The 18,430-nt window shown below is 53.8% G+C and carries 14 protein-coding genes; 10 read left to right on the forward strand and 4 right to left on the reverse strand.

Translation table 11 applies throughout. The annotated features are described in order from the left end of the window. Positions 1-92 precede the first annotated feature (92 nt). Positions 93-1,028: a Dyp-type peroxidase gene (locus K0H63_RS03730; protein WP_220066785.1), complete on the forward strand. Its 936-nt coding sequence runs from the start codon at positions 93-95 to the stop codon at positions 1,026-1,028. Positions 1,029-1,090: 62 nt separating this feature from the next. On the opposite strand, the gene argR is transcribed toward K0H63_RS03730, so the two are convergent. Further along, on the reverse strand, positions 1,091-1,555 hold the full coding sequence (argR, locus tag K0H63_RS03735) for a transcriptional regulator ArgR (RefSeq protein WP_011758789.1): 465 nt from the start codon (positions 1,553-1,555) through the stop codon (positions 1,091-1,093). A 286-nt stretch (positions 1,556-1,841) separates the two neighbouring features. Here argR and mdh point away from each other — a divergent pair, with 286 nt between their 5' ends. The 8 genes from mdh to K0H63_RS03775 all read left to right on the forward strand — a co-directional run bounded on the left by mdh (position 1,842) and on the right by K0H63_RS03775 (position 14,838). Next, positions 1,842-2,777 (forward strand): malate dehydrogenase, encoded by a 936-nt coding sequence (gene mdh, locus K0H63_RS03740; RefSeq protein WP_220066786.1) that lies wholly within the window; start codon positions 1,842-1,844, stop codon positions 2,775-2,777. Positions 2,778-2,963: 186 nt separating this feature from the next. Beyond that, positions 2,964-4,028 carry an efflux RND transporter periplasmic adaptor subunit gene (locus tag K0H63_RS03745; RefSeq protein WP_220066787.1) on the forward strand — a complete coding sequence of 355 codons (1,065 nt, stop codon included), beginning with the start codon at positions 2,964-2,966 and terminating at the stop codon, positions 4,026-4,028. A gap of 2 nt (positions 4,029-4,030) precedes the next feature. Next, a complete protein-coding gene (locus K0H63_RS03750; RefSeq protein ID WP_220066788.1) occupies positions 4,031-5,110 on the forward strand; it encodes an efflux RND transporter periplasmic adaptor subunit in 1,080 nt (359 codons plus the stop codon). 9 nt (positions 5,111-5,119) lie between these two features. Then, positions 5,120-8,206 carry an efflux RND transporter permease subunit gene (locus tag K0H63_RS03755; RefSeq protein WP_220066789.1) on the forward strand — a complete coding sequence of 1,029 codons (3,087 nt, stop codon included), beginning with the start codon at positions 5,120-5,122 and terminating at the stop codon, positions 8,204-8,206. A 327-nt stretch (positions 8,207-8,533) separates the two neighbouring features. Further along, positions 8,534-8,869 (forward strand): cupin domain-containing protein, encoded by a 336-nt coding sequence (locus K0H63_RS03760; RefSeq protein ID WP_220066790.1) that lies wholly within the window; start codon positions 8,534-8,536, stop codon positions 8,867-8,869. Between the two features lie 112 nt (positions 8,870-8,981). After that, positions 8,982-10,901, forward strand: coding sequence for a peptidase U32 family protein (locus tag K0H63_RS03765; protein ID WP_258405651.1), 1,920 nt, complete (start codon positions 8,982-8,984; stop codon positions 10,899-10,901). Positions 10,902-11,058: 157 nt separating this feature from the next. Continuing rightward, the gene (locus K0H63_RS03770; RefSeq protein ID WP_203326048.1) at positions 11,059-11,436 is read left to right on the forward strand and encodes a PH domain-containing protein; all 378 of its coding nucleotides are present in this window, start codon (positions 11,059-11,061) and stop codon (positions 11,434-11,436) included. Positions 11,437-11,808: 372 nt separating this feature from the next. Next, positions 11,809-14,838, forward strand: coding sequence for a TonB-dependent receptor plug domain-containing protein (locus K0H63_RS03775; RefSeq protein ID WP_220066791.1), 3,030 nt, complete (start codon positions 11,809-11,811; stop codon positions 14,836-14,838). Between the two features lie 123 nt (positions 14,839-14,961). Here the strand turns inward: K0H63_RS03775 and K0H63_RS03780 are convergent, their stop codons facing one another. Then, positions 14,962-16,476 carry a DUF3612 domain-containing protein gene (locus K0H63_RS03780; RefSeq protein ID WP_220066792.1) on the reverse strand — a complete coding sequence of 505 codons (1,515 nt, stop codon included), beginning with the start codon at positions 16,474-16,476 and terminating at the stop codon, positions 14,962-14,964. A 156-nt stretch (positions 16,477-16,632) separates the two neighbouring features. On the opposite strand from K0H63_RS03780, the gene K0H63_RS03785 reads away from it, so the two are divergent. Further along, positions 16,633-17,205, forward strand: coding sequence for an aldolase/citrate lyase/malate synthase family protein (locus tag K0H63_RS03785; protein WP_220066793.1), 573 nt, complete (start codon positions 16,633-16,635; stop codon positions 17,203-17,205). Between the two features lie 172 nt (positions 17,206-17,377). On the opposite strand, the gene K0H63_RS03790 is transcribed toward K0H63_RS03785, so the two are convergent. Both K0H63_RS03790 and K0H63_RS03795 read right to left on the reverse strand, forming a co-directional pair. Next, a complete protein-coding gene (locus K0H63_RS03790; protein ID WP_220066794.1) occupies positions 17,378-18,052 on the reverse strand; it encodes a glutathione S-transferase family protein in 675 nt (224 codons plus the stop codon). 55 nt (positions 18,053-18,107) lie between these two features. After that, on the reverse strand, positions 18,108-18,398 hold the full coding sequence (locus tag K0H63_RS03795; protein ID WP_220066795.1) for an antibiotic biosynthesis monooxygenase family protein: 291 nt from the start codon (positions 18,396-18,398) through the stop codon (positions 18,108-18,110). Between the last annotated feature and the right edge of the window lie 32 nt (positions 18,399-18,430).

An 18,430-nucleotide genomic window follows, 5' to 3' on the forward strand; every position in this document is an offset into this window, starting at 1 on the left:
ATCTCGTGTAATGTGCGTCGGTCGGTGATATTTTTTCCTAAAGTACGGGATAATGTGACCGACAAAGACATACTCAGTAAGGCCTTAATAATATGGATAATCAGGTTATGCCACGTGAACAGTTGGGCGTGTGCGCCGAAGGCAATCTTCACGCAGTCTATCTGATGTTCAACGCCAACGAAGGGGTTGAGCAGTCGCTGCGTGCGAGCCTTGCCAGTGTTGCCCAATACCTTTACGACCTCACAGACCAATATGCCGACAGTGCCTTTAATGGGTTCGTGGCTGTGGGGGCTAACTATTGGGACAGTCTCTTTGGTCAGGAGCGCCCGTCTCGACTCAAGCCCTTCCCTGCAATGCACGAAGGCAACCGGGAGGCACCTGCGCTGGAGTACGATTTATTTGTACATTTGCGTTGTGATCGTCTGGACATACTGCATCTGGTGGCCAATGAGGTGAATCAGATGCTCGATGAGCTGGTGGAGCTGGTGGACGAAGAGCGCGGTTTCCGTTTTATGGATAACCGGGATCTGACCGGGTTTGTGGACGGTACTGAAAATCCCCGCGGTCGCCACCGTCAGGATGTGGCCCTGGTGGGGGATGAAGATCCGGCATTCCGGGGCGGGGCTTATGTGCACGTACAAAAGTTTGCCCATAACCTTTCAAAGTGGCACCGCTTGCCGGTGAAAAAGCAGGAAGACATCATCGGCCGAACCAAGGTGGATAATATCGAATATGAGTCTGCCGATAAGCCGCTGACCAGCCACATAAAAAGAGTGAATCTGAAAGATGAACAGGGCAACTCGATGGAGATCCTGCGTCAGAGCATGCCCTATGGCTCGGTGAAAGAGCAGGGGTTGATGTTTATCTCTGTTTGTCGCACGCCCTCCCATTTCGAAAAGATGCTGCATTCGATGGTGCACGGCGATGGCGAAGGGAATCACGATCACCTGATGCATTTCACCCGCGCCCTGACTGGCTCGTCGTTTTTCGCGCCGTCGCTGGATTATTTGCTCCAGGGTCAGGATTGAAAAAAGCGCCCCGCGGGGCGCTTTTTAATGGGAATGATGGACTTGTCCCAATATGTGTTAGGTTACTCGCTGTAATTAAACAGGGACTTAACCGTTTCCAGCGTATCTTCGATGGTCTTGATGCTGGAGGGGCAGATAAAAATGGTATCGTCACCGGCAATGGTACCCAGGATACCTTCGGGTTTGCCGATGGAGTCCAGCAAACGGGCTATCAGCTGGGCAGCCCCCGGGCTGGTACGCACCACAATCATGGCTTGGTTGTGATCCACATCCAGCACCAGATTCTTCAGTGGGCTGCCGGCAGTGGGCACGCCAAGTTCGGCCGGCAGGCAGTACACCATCTCCTGCTTGGCGTTTCGGGTACGGACGGCACCGAACTTGCTCAGCATGCGGGAGACTTTGGATTGGTTGATATTGCTGAAGCCTTCGGCCTGCAGCGCATTAACTATCTCGCTCTGGGAACCGAAGCGCTCTTCCTTTAACAGCGCTTTGAAGGTTTTGACGAGGTCATCCTGATTTTTTTGCATAGTGGGCTGCTTTGTTGTTATTCAAAAATCCAGCGCATTTTGCATATTTAAAAGCCAAAAGTCAACAAATCCCCGCTCTTTGTGAATAAAAATGCAGATAAAGGTGGCCGTCCGGACGGCTGGTCAAACACCTGTTTCAAATTGCTGACAATCACACCGAAAAATGCCGTCAAACCTTGGCCACAGGCGACTAAGGGATAATTGAAATTTGTGTGACGATGCTTTAATGTGGCGCCATCATTTGAGGATCTACCTCACAAATTCCGAGATATAACGGAGAATACCTATGAAAGTTGCTGTTCTTGGTGCCGCCGGTGGTATCGGCCAAGCCCTCGCCCTACTCCTGAAAACCCAACTGCCTGCTGGTTCCAAGCTGTCTCTGTATGACATTGCCCCTGTAACACCAGGTGTTGCTGTGGATCTGAGCCACATCCCAACTGCCGTTGAGGTGAAAGGTTTTGCCGGTGAAGACCCAACGTCTGCGCTGGAAGGTGCCGATGTGGTACTGATTTCTGCCGGTGTGGCCCGTAAGCCAGGTATGGATCGCTCTGATCTGTTCAACATCAACGCAGGTATCGTCCGTAACCTGATTGAAAAAGTGGCAGTGACCTGTCCAAAAGCGTTGGTTGGTATCATCACCAACCCAGTAAACACCACTGTGGCCATCGCTGCTGAAGTGCTGAAGAAAGCCGGTGTTTACGACAAGAACCGCCTGTTCGGTGTGACCACTCTGGACGTTATCCGCGCCGAGACCTTCGTTGCCGAAGCCAAGGGCGTTGACGTAGCCAGCGTGAAAGTAAACGTGATTGGCGGCCACAGCGGCGTGACCATCCTGCCTCTGCTGTCTCAAATCGAAGGCGTAAGCTTCTCTGATGAAGAAGTTGCTGCCCTGACCAAGCGTATCCAGAACGCGGGTACCGAAGTAGTAGAAGCCAAGGCCGGTGGCGGCAGCGCTACCCTGTCTATGGGTCAGGCTGCTTTCCGTTTCGGTATGTCTCTTATCCGTGGTCTGCAAGGCGAAGCCAATGTGGTTGAATGCGCCTATGTTGACGGCGGCAGCGAGCACGCAGTGTTCTTTGCTCAGCCAGTGTTGCTGGGTAAAAACGGCGTAGAAAAAGTACTGCCTTACGGCGAAGTGAGTGCGTTTGAAGCCAACGCCCGCGATGCCATGCTGGATACCCTCAAGGGTGATATCCAACTGGGTGTAGACTTCGTTAAGTAAGTCTCGCTGAAGTGAAGAAACGGAGCCTGGTGCTCCGTTTTTTTATGTCTGAAATCTGTGATTTATCTTTGACAGCGATTTTCAATTAACCCCTGCATTTATGTGGAAACTTATTGGTTTTGTTGTCAAACTGTTACCCACTTGGTGGTTATTTTTAATACTGTTGCACCTTTACAGGAGTTTCCCATGAGCAAGCTCAGGCCGTTTCCCGGGATAGGTATTGCCGCAGTGCTGGGGGCCCTTTGGCTCCCGTCAGCCTCGCAAGCCACGACTGGTGAGGCCCCCCGACCGGTTAAGGTTAGTCAAATTACGTTGGCCGAAGGCATGAACCAGAGATTGTTGCCGGCCGAGGTCAGGGCATCGGAACGTGCCGGGCTGTCATTTCGCGTCAGCGGTGAAATCATGGACATCCTGGTGCGTCCCGGTGAAGAGGTAAAAGCCGGGCAGCTGTTGGCTAAGCTGGACCCGGCACTCTACGAACAGCAGTTGGAAGTCGCCCGAGCTCAGTATGCGCTGGCCAAGGTGCTCTATGAGCGTAATCTCAGCCTGGTAGAGCAGGGTGTGGTGTCGCGCAACGATTTTGACAAGTCCAAGAGTAATCATGATGTCGCCAAAGCAGCGCTGGACAAAGCCGAAGTGGAACTTGCCTATACCCGCCTGCTGGCCCCTTACGATGGTGTGATATCCAAACGCGATAAACGCCAGTTCGAATTCGTCAGGGCGCAGGAGCCTGTACTTGGTGTGCGCAGTGAAAACCTGATTGATGTGAGTTTTCAATTGCCTGAACAGTACATAGGCCCTATCCAAAGTTATCAGGCCACTACCGGTAAGTTGTTGACGCCGGAAGTTCGTTTTGACAGCCGGGACAGCTGGTTTGCCGCCACCCTGAAAGAAATGAGCACTGTGGCCGACAGCAGTACCGGCAGTTATACCGTGATCCTGACGTTGCCTATGCCTGAGCAGCTCAACATTTTGCCGGGGATGTCGGCCACTGTACGGGTATCCCTGCCTACCGAAGCCCTGATCCCCCCTCCCAGTATTCCAGCCGGTGCCGTGGTGCAGGAAGGCGAGAAAACCTGGGTATTCCGCTGGCTACCGGAGTCACAGCGGCTGCAAAAGGCGGAAGTAGTGTTGAAGGACGGTGTTCTGGTATCCGGGCTGAATGATGGCGACTTTGTCGTGGTTGCGGGCGCCGACGAACTCAGTGATGGCCAGAGCGCGGTGCGCTGGGTGAAGGAGCGGGGACTGTGATCATGAAAGAAGCGATAGGGATTACTCTGCTGGGGTTACTGGTGCTGCTTGGCGGATGTCGGCAGGCGCCGGAGATTGAGCATAAGCCTGCAAGGGTCACCGTTTACACCATACCCAGCACCGAAAATCAGGTGACTCGGGTGTTCAGTGGCGTGGCCCGCGCGCAGGACCTGACGACGTTGGCGTTTCGGGTCGAAGGGCGTATTGCCCGTATTCCGGTCACCAAGGGGCAGAGGGTCAAGGCCGGTGATGTACTCGCCGTACTTGAAAAAAACGACTTTCAGATTGCACTGAATGATCGCCGCGCCCGTCTTGACGTAACCCGCAAGCAGGCAGAGCGCTCCAAAATCCTGGTGGATCAGCAACTCATGGCCCAGGCGGAATACGATCAGATGAATGCCGAATATCTGGTTGCCCGCGCCGAAGCCCGTCAGGCAGAGCTGATGCTGGAATATACCGAGCTCAAAGCTCCCTTCGATGGGGTGATTGGCGATGTGTTTCTCAAATCCTTTGAAAACGTTCAGCCGGGCACCCTAGTGCTCAGCGTCCACAGAACTGAGCGTATCGAAGTGGATGTGCAGGTGCCCGATCTCTTGATTGCCGTGTCTCGAAGGGCGGAATCAGGTCAGCAAAAGCAGGGCTTTGATGTGTCCTTTGAGGCTTTCCCGGACAAAAACTTTGTTGGACATCTGCTGGAAGTGAACACCGAAAAGGATCCCCAATCCCATACTTACGTGGCCACTATAGCTGTGGAGTTACCCGATGGGGTTAAGGTGCTGGAGGGGATGCCAGCCAAGGTTACTGTGGATTTAGGCAAGGCCACCTATACCTACCGACGTGAGTACCTGTTGCCAATCAGCGCTGTGGTAATGCGCGATGGCAGCGATATTGACTTGCAGGATGCCGGGGTGTGGCTTTATGACGCTGCCAGCGGCAGCGTTAAATTCAAACCTGTGCGTTTGGGGGTAATTGTAGGCCAGAGCATCGAAGTGGTTGACGGGCTCGCCGACGGACAGCAGGTGGTAACCCAGGGAGCATCACGCCTGGTGGATGGCCAACAAGTTGAACTGATTCAGGGATAAGGACAGACAATGAGCGTAGCAGGCTATTTCGTCAAGAACTCCGTCATCAGCTGGATGTTTACCCTGATCCTTCTGCTGGGAGGCAGTGTTGCCTTTCTCGGACTGGGCCAGCTGGAAGACCCACCTTTTACGATTAAAGACGCAGTGGTTATCACCCTCTACCCCGGAGCCACATCCACCGAGGTGGAAGAAGAGGTCACCTATCCGGTAGAGAAAGCGATTCAGGCATTGCCCTATGTGGACAAGATAAAGTCGCTGAGCACCGCCGGGTTGTCGCAAATCACTGTGACCATGAAAAACACCTATGGTCCGGACCAGCTGCCACAAATCTGGGATGAGCTCAGACGCAAGGTCAATGATATGGCCGCGAGCTTACCCCCAGGTGCACAGCACCCCATGGTGAACGATGACTTTGGCGATGTGTATGGCATCATGCTGATGATCACAGGTAAGGACTTCAGCTACCGCGAGCTCAAAGACTATGTGGACTTTGTGAAGCGTGAGCTGGAACTGGTGCCCGGTGTCGGTAAGGTGTCCCTGGCCGGTGAGCAAAAAGAACAGATTTTTGTAGAAATGTCGGTGAATAAGGCCGCCAGTTCAAACCTGGATCCCAATCTGATTGCCAACTTGCTCAACTCACAAAATATGGTGTCGGACGCGGGTAATATTCAGGTTGCCGGTGACAACCTCAAAATTCGCACCAGCGGAAGCTCCCGTTCGGTGGAGGAATTACAGGAACTCATCATCCCCGGTACCCAGGGCGATAAGCTTATCTACCTGAAAGATGTGGCCACCGTGCGTCGCGGTTACCAGGAAATCCCCACCAATGTGCTCAGTTACAACCGTGAGCGTGCCATTAACCTGGGGATTTCATTTTCATCCGGCGTCAACGTGGTAGCCGTAGGTAAGGCCGTTGATGACAAGTTGGCTCAAATTGACTCAGCCCGTCCTGCCGGTATCAAAATTGAGACCATGTATAACCAGCCGGTGGAAGTAGACAACTCCGTCGGCAGCTTTGTGTGGAACCTGATTGCTGCCGTTGTGATTGTGATAGGCGTGCTGCTGTTCTTTATGGGCGTGAAAAGCGGCATCCTGATAGGCCTTATCCTGTTTTTAACCTGTTTGGGCACCTTTGTGTTGATGCTGCAGGCCGAGATTGAACTGCAGCGTATTTCCCTGGGGGCGCTCATCATTGCGCTGGGGATGCTGGTAGACAATGCCATTGTAGTGGTGGAAGGGATTTTGATTGGTCGCCAGCAGGGAAAAACCACCCTGGAAGCGTCCGATGCCATTGTAAAGCAAACCATGTGGCCGCTGCTCGGGGCTACAGTGATTGCCATCACTGCCTTCGCACCCATTGGTTTGTCACCGGACTCCACCGGAGAATTTGCCGGCTCGCTGTTTTGGGTGCTGCTGTTCTCCCTGTTCCTTTCCTGGATCACCGCCATCACCATCACGCCTTTTTTTGCCAGTCTGTTTTTTGGTGATAAAGGGGAGGAGCAGCTTGAAGGGCAAACCAAAGATCCCTACGGCGGCGCCTTTTTCACACTCTATAAAGTCGCGCTGGATGTGTGCATGCGCTATCGCTTTGTGAGCGTAATCGCCGTTGTGCTGGCGTTTGTAGCGTCTGTGGCCGGGTTTGGTTATGTGAAACAGTCGTTTTTCCCACCCTCAACCACCCCCATATTTTTGGTGGATGTGTGGCTGCCTGAAGGGACTGATATCCGCGAAACTCAGCGGATAGTGACTGCCATGGAAGACAAGGCTGCGAAGCTGGCGGATGTGGAGTTTGTGGCGTCCACAGTTGGCAAGGGCTTCCCCCGCTTTATGCTGACTTACGCACCCGAAAAGAATTACGCCTCTTACGGCCAAATCGCCATTCGCACCAGCGCCTTCGAGACCCTCGAGGGGGTGATGACCCAGTTCCGCCGCGAAATGGAGGCGGGCTTCCCGCAGACCCAGCTCAAGTTCAAACGGCTGGAGGTAGGCCCCTCGACCGATGCCAAGATTGAGGCCCGGATTTCAGGTCCTGACCCCGATGTGCTCAGAACTCTGGGGGCAGAGGTGCAGGCGGTATTTGCGGCCACACCGGGCACAGTGAATGTGCGCCACGACTGGCGCGAGCGGGTGAAATACATAGCGCCCAGATTTAACGAGACCCAGGCCAGACGTTTGGGCATAGTTAAGAGTGAAGTGGACAAGGCGCTTAAGTTTTCTTTTGCCGGGTTGCAGATAGGGGTATACCGGGAGGGCACCAATCTGCTGTCCATCGTGGGCCGGTTGCCGGATGATGAGCGGGTCGATATCGAGTCCATGGAAAGCATCCGCATCTGGAGCCCCGTGCTGAATACCCTGGTGCCTCTGCAGCAGGTAGTGGATGGATTCGAAGTGAAGTTTGAGGATCCCATTATTCAGCGCCGGGACCGCAAGCGTACCCTGACCGTTTTCGCCGATGCTGATTTTGAGTACGACCTGCTGCCTGCGGAGCTGTTTGCCAAGGTTCGGCCACAGGTGGAGGCCATCAGCATGCCGCCAGGATATGAACTGGTGTGGGGCGGGGAGTTTGAATCATCTCAGGATGCGCAGGAGTCACTGTTTGCCATTTTGCCGATGGGCTTCCTGTTTATGTTTTTGGTGACGGTATTCCTGTTCAACTCGGTACGTAAGCCGCTGGTTATCTGGGCCTGTGTCCCGCTGGCCATTATCGGTATTACCCTGGGATTATTGGTACTGGATAAACCCTTCAGCTTTATGGCGTTGCTGGGGATGCTCAGCCTCTCGGGGATGCTGCTTAAAAACGGCATAGTGCTGCTCGACCAAATCAATCTGGAAATCAACGAGGGCAAGGAACCCTTCCAGGCCGTGTTTGAGTCTACCGTTAGTCGTGTCAGGCCCGTATGTATGGCGGCCGTCACGACCATTCTGGGGATGTTGCCCCTTATCACCGATGCCTTCTTTGAGTCCATGGCGGCGGTAGTGATGTTCGGCCTTGGTGTGGCGACAGTGCTGACCTTGCTGATTGTGCCGGTGTTTTACATCATTTTCTTCAAGATCCCCTATCGGGCCTACGGTGAGTTTCAGAAGTCCAGCCACTGATAAAAGCCGTATTAATTCATGCGCAAAGCGACCCATTTGGGTCGCTTTTCTTTTATGGCAGCAGACTGCTCTGGGCCCTGATGTGACCCATTTGTCAGTCACAGTGGGGGACTTGGGGCGTAACATTGAGCAGCCTGTGTGCCCGTGATAGATTCAATTCCACAGCTTTCCTCAGACGTTACAGAAGGATGAGGGCAAAAAGCAGGCTATCCCTGAACGAATGGGAAAACTGTAGCGGGGGATTTTCTCTGGCGACTGAGGATGACTGGCCCCACAAAGCGATTTACAGCAACGCGATTTATAGCAAAGCCGGAGCAAAAGCTGATTATGGCGAACCTTCTTACCGAGCTTCCAGAAAACCTCTGTGAGGAAGTCTTCGAAACCCTGATTAGGTCTTCTGATTGCCGCATTGAGCGCATAGTGTCACTGGGGCACAGCACAGCAGCGGGCCAATGGTACGACCAGGACGAGCATGAATGGGTCGTGCTGCTCAGTGGCAGTGCGGTGCTGGCCTATGAGGATGGCCGCAGTCTTGCCATGGCACCCGGTGATTATGTGAATATTCCCGCCCATGTGCGTCATAGAGTAGAAGCGACCGACCCGACCATCCCCAGTGTATGGCTGGCGGTGTTTTACGGTGCTGCCAACCAGATTGAGGGCTGATTATTTTTTAAACGCCAGCGCATAAGTCTTTCCTGAAAGACTGGCTCTGCTATACTCTGCGTCCGATTTTTCTACCGGGCCATTCAGTCAGGCCAGCAGACGAGTTTGATTCATGAGTACAGAAGGCGTTGAGATTTTTATTCCCGGCAAACCCCAGGCCCAGGTAAACCCTGAGCCGGTTAAGCTTGCCGATAATAAGCTGGAGTTGTTGGCTCCCGCTAAAAACGCCGATTACGGAATCGAAGCCATTCGTCATGGCGCCGATGCAGTTTACATAGGCGCCCCCGCCTTTGGCGCCCGCCACACCGCGGGTAACAGCATTGCCGACATTGCCCGTCTGTGTGAGTTTGCCCACCGCTACCATGCACAGGTGTTTGTTACCGTAAACACCATTCTGTTTGACTCTGAGCTGGAAGACGCCCGCAAGCTGATTTGGGAAGTCTACGAAGCCGGTGCCGATGCCATTATCGTTCAGGATATTGGCCTGCTGGAGCTGGAACTGCCGCCGATAGCGCTGCACGCCAGTACTCAGATGGATAACCGGGTGCCGGAAAAAGTGGCCTTTTTGGAGCACGTCGGTTTTTCTCAGGCAGTGCTCGCCCGTGAACTGAGCCTCACTCAAATTCGCGCCGTGGCGGCTGAAACCAAGATGCGGCTCGAGTATTTTATCCATGGCGCCCTGTGCGTGGCGTTCAGCGGCCAGTGTTATATCAGTGAAGCCTATACTGATAACCGCAGTGCCAACCGGGGTGAGTGCTCGCAGCAGTGCCGTATGCCGGGGAACCTCAGTACCCGTAAGGGCGAAGTGATTGCCACCAACGAGCACATGCTGTCGCTCAAAGACAACAACCAGACTGAAAACCTCGAAGCCCTGATAGATGCCGGTATTCGCTCTTTCAAGATTGAGGGGCGTCTGAAGGACTTGAGTTACGTAAAAAACGTGACCGCCCACTATCGGCAGCAGCTCGATGAAATCATGGCCCGTCGCCCCGAGTTTGAGAGTGCCTCCCACGGCCGCTGCAGCTACAGCTTTGTGCCGGATCCGGACAAGAGCTTTAACCGTGGCAAGACAGATTACTTTGTGCATGATCGCAAGCCGGGCATCGCCGACTTCCGTACCCCAAAATACCTCGGGATTGATGTGGGTAAGGTCAGCAAAATCGCCAAAGACCACATAGTGGTAGACTCCACCGCCGAATTCAATAACGGCGATGGTCTGGGCTTTTTTGCCAAAAACTATGAAAAGGCCCGTTTGTCAGACGACAAACTGACCGGATTCAGGGTAAACCGCGCCGAAGGCAATGTGCTCTATCTCAAGACGGTGCCGGAAGACCTGCGGGTAGGTGTTACCCTTTACCGTAACCACGATCAGGCATTTGAGATGCTGCTGGCCAAAGAGTCGGCCGAGCGTTTGGTGACGGTTAACTTTGCCCTGGCTGAGCGAGAGCAGGGGCTGGCATTGACCGCCTTTGACAATCATGGCCATTCAGTGACAGTAACCGCTGACTTCGATAAGCAGCAGGCCAAAGACATTGAGCGCAACTGTGACGGGCTGAAAAAGAATCTGGGTAAGTTAGGAAACACTGACTTTTGCCTGGGTGAGATTGAACTGGGTGATGCTGCTACCGTATTTGCGCCTGCGTCTGTCATTAATAATCTGCGCCGCGACGCGGTGGAGGCCCTTGGTCAAGCCCGTATCCAGGGCTACCAGCGCCCCACGCCCTGGGAGCGTGATGACAGCGTGCGTTACCCCCAGCGCAGCATGACCTACCTCAGTAACGTCGCCAACCAGAAGGCCAAAGACTTCTACACCCGCCACGGTGTGGTTTCCATCCGCGATGCCTATGAAGTGCGTCCGGTTAAAGGAGATGCGCCGCTGATGATCACCAAGCACTGCATTCGCTACAGTTACAACATGTGCCCCAAGGAAGTGCCGGGCATTAAGGCAGACCCCCTGCAGATGGAGCTGGGTGGCAAGGAGTTTAAGTTGGTGTTTGACTGCCACAAGTGTGAAATGCTGGTGGTGGGTTAAGTCCTTGTACCATCAAAAACGGCGACCCTGGGTCGCCGTTTTTATTTCGAGGCGTTTCTTTCTGCCTTTTTCTTTCGGCGCTTTGTATTTCAGGCGATGGGCCAATGCGATAATCTTGCATGACCACAAACCGGTAACACAGCAGGAGAAGGTATTAATGGGATTTTTGGATGCCCTGATGGGCAATGCCAGTGAGGTGGACCTGGGCAAACTCACCGCTGAGTTGTCGCCTATCCTTGGCGACAATGAAGAGTTGCAACTGGCCTATAAAATGGTGCGTGACCTGTTTGTTTTTACCAGCAAGCGATTGATATTAATTGATAAGCAAGGCGTTACTGGCAAGAAAGTGAGTTATCACTCCATTCCCTACAAGGCGATAGTGCATTTTCAGGTGGAAACTGCAGGTACCTTCGATATGGATGCCGAATTGAAACTGTGGATCTCGGGCCAGCACGAGCCATTGGTAAAAGAACTCAAGCGCGGCACCGACGTGGTCGGCATTCAAAAAACCATCGCCCGTTACGCTTTGGGTTAATGCCGACGCTTCTGAAAAAGGCCACCCCGGGTGGCTTTTTTGTTGGTTGGGTCTCACAGCCAGCCATCAAAATCACGCCTCTATTTAATCTCTATCTCCCCAATCAACACCCATAAGATATGGCTTGATTTCCTACTAACTAATTGAAATTAAATAAATAGACTTTAAATAGAGATAAAAGGGGGATAGAAACGACACCCGTTGAATTGCCCGGACTTCATCAGCACCGTAAAACCTCAATTGCCGTTAGCGCTTTGTTAACAAGGTTAATAAAGATTGCGGAAGGGAGGGGCTTTGGCAACTGTCCAGAGTCAGTGCGCGTAATTAAAAGTCCAGCAAAACACTGCAACAATGCAGGGAAGGGTGAGAAGCATGAAAAAGACCATTCTGACATTGGCCATTCAGGCTGCGGTTTTGGGCGGTATGTCCATGACAGCAGTGGCGGCCGACGAAGTTGAAGTTTCCCAGGTTAAGGGAAATCAGCCCCAGCAAAACGCTGAAGCTGAGCAGCAAACCATTGAAAAAATTTCCGTAACCGGTTCACGCATCAAAAGGGACAGTTTTTCGGTGGCTACCCCACTGGCGACACTGGACAGTGAAGCAATTGATGATGCAGGTACAGGTTCTCTGTCTGCCATTTTGGTGGATGAACTGCCACAGGTTGCCGAAGGCACCAGCAACACCAACTCGCAATCCAGCGTCCAGAATACCGGTCTGTCGACCATCGATTTGCGAAATCTGGGCACCAACCGCACCCTGACCCTGATTGATGGTCGCAGAGTGGTATCCAACAGTTACTCAGGTAACTATGTCAGCCTCTCGACCATTCCCACCAGTTTTGTGGACAAGGTGGAAATCATCACCGGTGGTGCATCTGCCACCTATGGCTCAGACGCGGTTGCCGGTGTGGTGAACATCATCACCGAGCAGGACAAACAAGGTGTTACCTTCAACGTGCGCTCTGGCCAGACCGAAAGCGGCGGTGAAGAGTTGGGTGTAGATGGTGACTTCGGTGCTCTCTATGCCGATGGCAAGGGCTACCTGTTTATGGCCGCCTCTTACAATAAGGACTGGGGCCTGGATTATTGGGACAGGAACAGAGCCCAGCAGCAGGAATCCTGGTCGTATGACACCAAGCGCATGTGTAACACCATGCTCACCGAAACCTACGATACGGCGCTGAGAACCAACGCCCATTGTATGCGTGATATCACCCAGGCAGACTGGCGCGACCTGAACGACTCCATTCCCGGTGGCGTATTCAACGAAGCCAGCAGTACCCGACCAGATGCCGGTTTTTGGTATGACGGCCAAACCCTCCGTAACGACTGGCACGAAGAAAAATACGGTATCCACTTCCAGCAGTTTGACTGGTTGAAAGTACCCGATGAGTCAGTGGCTGCCGCCGTGAAGACTGAGTATGACTTTGACTCGGGCACCCAGGCCTATTTCCAGTTGCAATACAGCCGCAACCACTCGGTTAACAACAAGTCACCTGAAAGCTCAGACGAAAACGAATTCGCCCTGGTGCGGGATCCTGTGACCGGTGAATTTGTTGAGGAGTACGTTGGCCGTATTCCGAAGAATAACCCCTTCGTTCCCCAGGAAATTTTTGATGGTGCCAGCTCTCGCGGCATCACCTGGGACAGAAACTTTGCCGAAGTGGGTGCCATTGTTAACGAAAACACCCGTACCACCTATCGCAGCTGGGCTGGCCTCAGAGGCTTTGTGTGGGACAACTGGGAGTGGGATTTGTCGGTGGGCTACGGCAAGTTCCGTCAGGAACAAAACCGTCAGAACGAAATTGATGTGGTGAAGCTGCGTAATGCACTGCAGGCTGAGAAACTCGCCGATGGCACTATTCAGTGTATCGACAGTGATGCCCGCGCCGATGGATGTGTGCCTGTTAACCTGTTCGGTGAAGGCGCTATCAGCGTCGACGCGGCCAACTATATTCGCTCCAACCCCACTATCACCACTGATATCACCATGACCAACGTGCTGGGTTATATCACCGGCGATTTGTTTGATTTGCCCGCCGGTCCTGTTGCCTCTGCATTTGGTTTTGAATATCGCCGCGACACCCAAAGTGTTGACACCAACGTGCCAAACGGTGGCGTGACCTTTAACTATGTGCCCAGTTTTGAGGGCGATGTCAGTGTGTACGAAGCCTTTGGTGAGGCGTCACTGCCGCTGCTGCGGGATGTTACCGCCGCCAAGAGCCTGTCCATGGATCTGTCGCTGCGTGTGGCTGATTACAGCTGGTCTACCACTGACCTTATCAAGAGCTACAAGGCCGGTTTGGTCTACGAGCCTGCCGAAGGTTATATGGTTCGTGCCAACTGGGCTACTGCCCAACGTGCGCCAACCATCACAGAGCTGCTCTCTCCACCACGGGGCGATTACGACAGCTTCAGCGATGTGTGTGATGGTGTAACGGCAACTTCCACCGGTGAAGGTCATGCCAATTGCCGCCAGGATCCGGGTATTGCCGCAACCATCGCCGCCGATGGCGTGTTTAATGACGATAACAATGGTTATTCACCTAACGTAGGTAACGAGAACCTCAAAGAGGAGTCGGCCGAAACCTTTACCGTGGGTGTGTCTCTGGCGCCTTCCTTCATTGAAGGGTTGCGTGTTGCCGTGGACTACTATGACATCAAGATTGAAGATGCCATGACCAGTCTCGAGAACGAAGACATCATCAAGTTCTGTTATGCCTCTTCGCTGCCTTATGGTGATGACAACGCCTTCTGTAACGACATCAAGCGTGATGGAGACGGTCAAATCATCGAAGTACAGCAGCGTGTGATTAACGCCGATGAGACCCGCACCAGCGGATACGATCTGGCGCTCGACTACAAGTACGATCTGGATGCCTGGGGCGATCTCAAGCTCAAGCTCGACTGGAGCCATGTGATTGACTACACCATCACAGCCACAGGTCCTGATGGTCAGTACACCAACTCCTACCTGGGTCAGCTGTCTTCCGGCATCTTCGAAGACAAGGGTTCGGCGTCGCTCACCTGGCGCCTGGACAACCTGCGTCTGCGCTGGAGCGTGAAGTACAAGAGTGATATTCGCCGCAGCCAGTCAACCCATGAAAGCTGGGAAAAAGCCATGGAGCTGAACGCCGAAAATTGCGCTGCTGCCGATGCAGCCTGTGTGGCCAACCCTGAGCCTTTGTGGGGCAATGAGTTGCCATCGGTCACTACCCATAACTTCTCTGCATCCTACGGATTTGATTTGGGCAGCAACGCCGAGCTGCGTCTGTACGGTGGGGTAAACAACCTGTTCGATGAGCGTGGCCCCTTCGTCATCGGTGGCTCTGGTAGCTATGACAGTGCCTATGGCGGCGGCCAGGGTCGTTACGGTTACCTGGGTGCCGAGGTGAAGTTCTAAGGTCATTGATACCTTATTGCCTGAAGGCAAGGCCGCTTCCCACATCTCCCGGGAGGCGGCCTTTTTTATTGCTTCATTATTGCTTCGGACAAAGCAGGCCCGGCACTGACCTGCTTAAAACGCTTATCCCTTGCAGCCCCCATAACAGCTGGGTTTGCGCGGGCACACATTCCCCCGTGAGCAAATCAACCTGGCACCCTTGTGTATGCCACGCTCCACCCAATTGATGTTAAGGATACGGGCTATGCTCATCAGCTGGCGTTTAATGGCAGTGGGAATTTCCCCCTGACCACCAGACGCCACGCAGTGGTCCTTCAGTGCCTCGGCAAGACTTAAGGCGTCGGTTCCCTGGGCATCGATGGCGGGATTCAAATCGATGCCCGCGCACAGCACATGGTGATTCCCGGCCAAATCCACCACCTTGGTGGACTCACAGCAGTAAATACGCGGGCTGCCACCCACATCCAGAATGGAGATTTGCGCCGAGCTGCCATCGGATGGCTCGCTTATCATGCGAAACACCGCCCAGTGTTGGCAGGGATCCGGCACCTGACGCATATTGCCCCAGGGCAGGGGAATGCCGTTACCCCGGTATACCGCCTTGAGTTTGCCCGGGGCGTAGGCATCGAAGTAATGCCAGTGGGGGTAGGGTGACACCACAGTCATACGGCGCATGGCCACCGAGGCCGACACGCCGATTTTTTTATGGGTATCAATTTCATAGCCTCCCCGCTCCAATAACTGCCGGAAAGGCACCTTGGGGCAAAGCAGGGCGCCGGCAAAAAAGCTGGATTCAAAGTCGCGCCAGGCACTCAGGATATCCTGGGCATTCACGGTGGAGGATATATCGGTATCCTGCTCACCTGTGCCTATGCCACGTCCCACCGCCAGCACATTCTTCAGCCCGTCTTTGTTGTGCAGCACGCAGTGGCCTATGTGCACTGCCAAATCGTATTTCAGCCGCTCGGGGTTTTTCTTCAGGGCTTCGTTGATAAAGATGGTGGAGGGCGGTTCGAAAAATGAGGTCACCAACTGATGGGTAGGCACACCGTTATCGTCAACCTGATCCTGAGGTGGCTCTTTAAAGAAGCGAATTTTCATGCCCATCTGTTTGCAGATAGCCGTCAGATCCTCTCCACTGAGATTCAGCCGCTTCTCACCGACTTCTTCTGCGGCGCGTTCCAGGTCGGGGAAATGATTCTGATGATGCTCCTGGTGGGCGCGGATCAGCAAATGGGCAAACTGGCGGCCACTGATCCCGGTTTGCGACAGCATTTCGGGAATGGCAATTTGCAGAATATCCTTGGAAAACAAAAAGCCCGGCTCCAGCGCCATGCCACTGATCCCACCCCGGCGTCCCTTGTCCGGGGTAATGGCGTCTTCTTCCGGCGCATCGTCCAGAAACCATTCCGGTGACTTTTCAAATACCTTGGCAATCACTTCCAGCATGGCCGCACTGGGCACCCGTTTTCCCCGCTCAATCATCGACAGGTATGACACTGAGGGGGCCGAACCGGGATCCACACGTACACAGCGTGAAGACAGATCTTCCATGGTTAAGTGATTGCGCTTCCGTAAGTTTCTGATCTTGGTGCCCAGAAAATGGGATTGGCGCATCAGGCTTTTTTCACTGGTCATTTTGTAAAATTCACACTGTAAAATTTTTATTGTGAAATTGTAGTAAAAAATAACATAGACTAAAAATCAAGCGAAATTCACCGACTGCACGACGCATCCCACCGGCAGGATTTCGTGGCAAAACCCACAAGAAGCTAAGTGACCGAGGACAAGGCAATGAACATGACCATGATGAATACCCAAAATCAGCAACAACTGCATCACTTCATCGGGGAAGCCATTGCCGCAGTGGTGAATGGCGCCAAACGGGGAGTCAGCCTCGAGAGTGCAACTGAATTTCTTGACCGCCGCTTTCCGCTGGCGCGGGGCAGTCACAAGATGGTGAAAAGCTATGTGGTTTACTACCAGCACCTGCTGGCCTTCTTCGAAGATGGCAGCCACAGTGGTCTGGAAATCTCGTCCCAGTTTGTTGCCCTTTGCGGTCACAAGGAAGAGCCCTGTGCCATCCTGCTCAAGTCAGGCGATATTCATGTGGAGTTGACCCTGGATAAGAATGGCCGCATGGGCAGTGCCAATCCGGCCCATATCGAGGATATTCAGGTTGAGTCGCCCGGCTTTTGCCTGAGGGAGAGCGAAGGCTGTGCCACAGAGGCCATCAGCCAGTGCCGCAACTGGCTGAGCCTGCTGCACTCGGCTCCCTGCGATGATGATTGCCGTCAGCGCAACGAACGTCGCTTTACCGCAAAAGATGGCGGCGAGTATCAGTTGGTCTCACTGGGACTCTTTTAACAAAGGTCCCTGGTTAGACAACTAAAAGCGACGCGCACAAGCGACAACGAAAAGTGACAAGCAAAAGGCCCGGTTAAACCGGGCCTTTTACATTCATGCCGGGATGGTACTGACAGCTCCGTGGCACCATGGCTGCCAGCATAGGCCTGTCCTCAGCCCTGGCGCGTTTTCATCATTGGCCCAGACGCAAATCAGCCACAATTTCTCCGGCCTCACGGGCCTCCTGCTCATGGGCTTCATCACGCCAGGGTTCGGCCAGCGCCGCCTGATACCAGCTCTTCATGCCCGGCAAGTCGAGCAGGGTGGCGACATAAGCCTCAGAGGCCGGCGACAGCCTGGGCCCATAAGTCTGTGCCCTGAAGGCGAGAGGGGCGAAAAAGGCATCCACGGCACTGAAGTTTTTGCCGCCAAGGAAGGGGCCGCCGAAGCGGGTTAAGCCCTGTTGCCACAGCTCATCAATACGGGCCCATTCGCGCTCGAGTGCATCCGGCACTGGGTGCAGCTTAACCCTGATGCCACAGTTCATGGTGCAGATGGAGCGAATGGTGCCAAATCCTGAGTGCATCTCGGCGGCGGCGCAGCGGGCATAGGCCCGTGCCTGTTTGTTCTGGGGCCAGACGCCTGTGTGGCTCTCGGCCAGATACTCGATAATCGCCAGTGAGTCCCACACGGGCTCACCTTCGTCCAGCAGGCAGGGCACTTTGGCCGTGGGGGAGAAATGTTTGAAGTCGCTGTCGCCAAAGGGCTGCAGTTTTTCGTCGAAGGGAATCCCCAGCTCGGTCAGCAGCAGCCAGGGGCGCAGCGACCAGGAGGAATAGTTTTTATTGGCAATGTACAGCGTCAGCATGGGGAACTCCTTGTCAAAATACTGCTAAGTCATATGGATATTTATTCGTGGTGATTCAGCCCGCGCTGTAACTGCGCTTCAGCTCCAGCACTTCCACCTGATAATTCAGATACCAGCGCTCGGCACCTGTTTGCTGGGCAACCCGGTGCAGCGCGTCCTGCTTCCAGGCGAGGATATCGGCCTCGCTGTCCCAGTAGGAGATGGCAACTTCCTTTGCTCCTTCTGTGACGGCAATAAAGTCGCGGCAATTGTATTTCTCGAAGGCGAGCTTTCTGAGTTCGGCGGCCATGGCGCTGTATTGGTCATCGAGCTTGCTGACGGTGGCTTTAAAAATAACGGCGAACATGGTTTTCCTCCATAAAAACAGTAATAAAAAAG

The sequence above is a fragment of the Shewanella zhangzhouensis genome (assembly GCF_019457615.1).
GTDB classification, from domain to species: Bacteria; Pseudomonadota; Gammaproteobacteria; order Enterobacterales; family Shewanellaceae; genus Shewanella; species Shewanella zhangzhouensis.

Bases quoted from the DNA above. Each gene is read 5' to 3' on its own strand.
- mdh (WP_220066786.1), top strand. From the start codon at position 1,842: ATGAAAGTTGCTGTTCTTGGTGCCGCCGGTGGTATCGGCCAAGCCCTC.
- K0H63_RS03770 (WP_203326048.1), top strand. From the start codon at position 11,059: ATGGGATTTTTGGATGCCCTGATGGGCAATGCCAGTGAGGTGGACCTG.
- K0H63_RS03760 (WP_220066790.1), top strand. From the start codon at position 8,534: ATGGCGAACCTTCTTACCGAGCTTCCAGAAAACCTCTGTGAGGAAGTC.
- argR (WP_011758789.1), bottom strand. From the start codon at position 1,555: ATGCAAAAAAATCAGGATGACCTCGTCAAAACCTTCAAAGCGCTGTTA.
- K0H63_RS03775 (WP_220066791.1), top strand. From the start codon at position 11,809: ATGAAAAAGACCATTCTGACATTGGCCATTCAGGCTGCGGTTTTGGGC.
- K0H63_RS03755 (WP_220066789.1), top strand. From the start codon at position 5,120: ATGAGCGTAGCAGGCTATTTCGTCAAGAACTCCGTCATCAGCTGGATG.
- K0H63_RS03785 (WP_220066793.1), top strand. From the start codon at position 16,633: ATGAACATGACCATGATGAATACCCAAAATCAGCAACAACTGCATCAC.
- K0H63_RS03790 (WP_220066794.1), bottom strand. From the start codon at position 18,052: ATGCTGACGCTGTACATTGCCAATAAAAACTATTCCTCCTGGTCGCTG.
- K0H63_RS03780 (WP_220066792.1), bottom strand. From the start codon at position 16,476: ATGACCAGTGAAAAAAGCCTGATGCGCCAATCCCATTTTCTGGGCACC.
- K0H63_RS03795 (WP_220066795.1), bottom strand. From the start codon at position 18,398: ATGTTCGCCGTTATTTTTAAAGCCACCGTCAGCAAGCTCGATGACCAA.
- K0H63_RS03765 (WP_258405651.1), top strand. From the start codon at position 8,982: ATGAGTACAGAAGGCGTTGAGATTTTTATTCCCGGCAAACCCCAGGCC.
- K0H63_RS03750 (WP_220066788.1), top strand. From the start codon at position 4,031: ATGAAAGAAGCGATAGGGATTACTCTGCTGGGGTTACTGGTGCTGCTT.
- K0H63_RS03745 (WP_220066787.1), top strand. From the start codon at position 2,964: ATGAGCAAGCTCAGGCCGTTTCCCGGGATAGGTATTGCCGCAGTGCTG.
- K0H63_RS03730 (WP_220066785.1), top strand. From the start codon at position 93: ATGGATAATCAGGTTATGCCACGTGAACAGTTGGGCGTGTGCGCCGAA.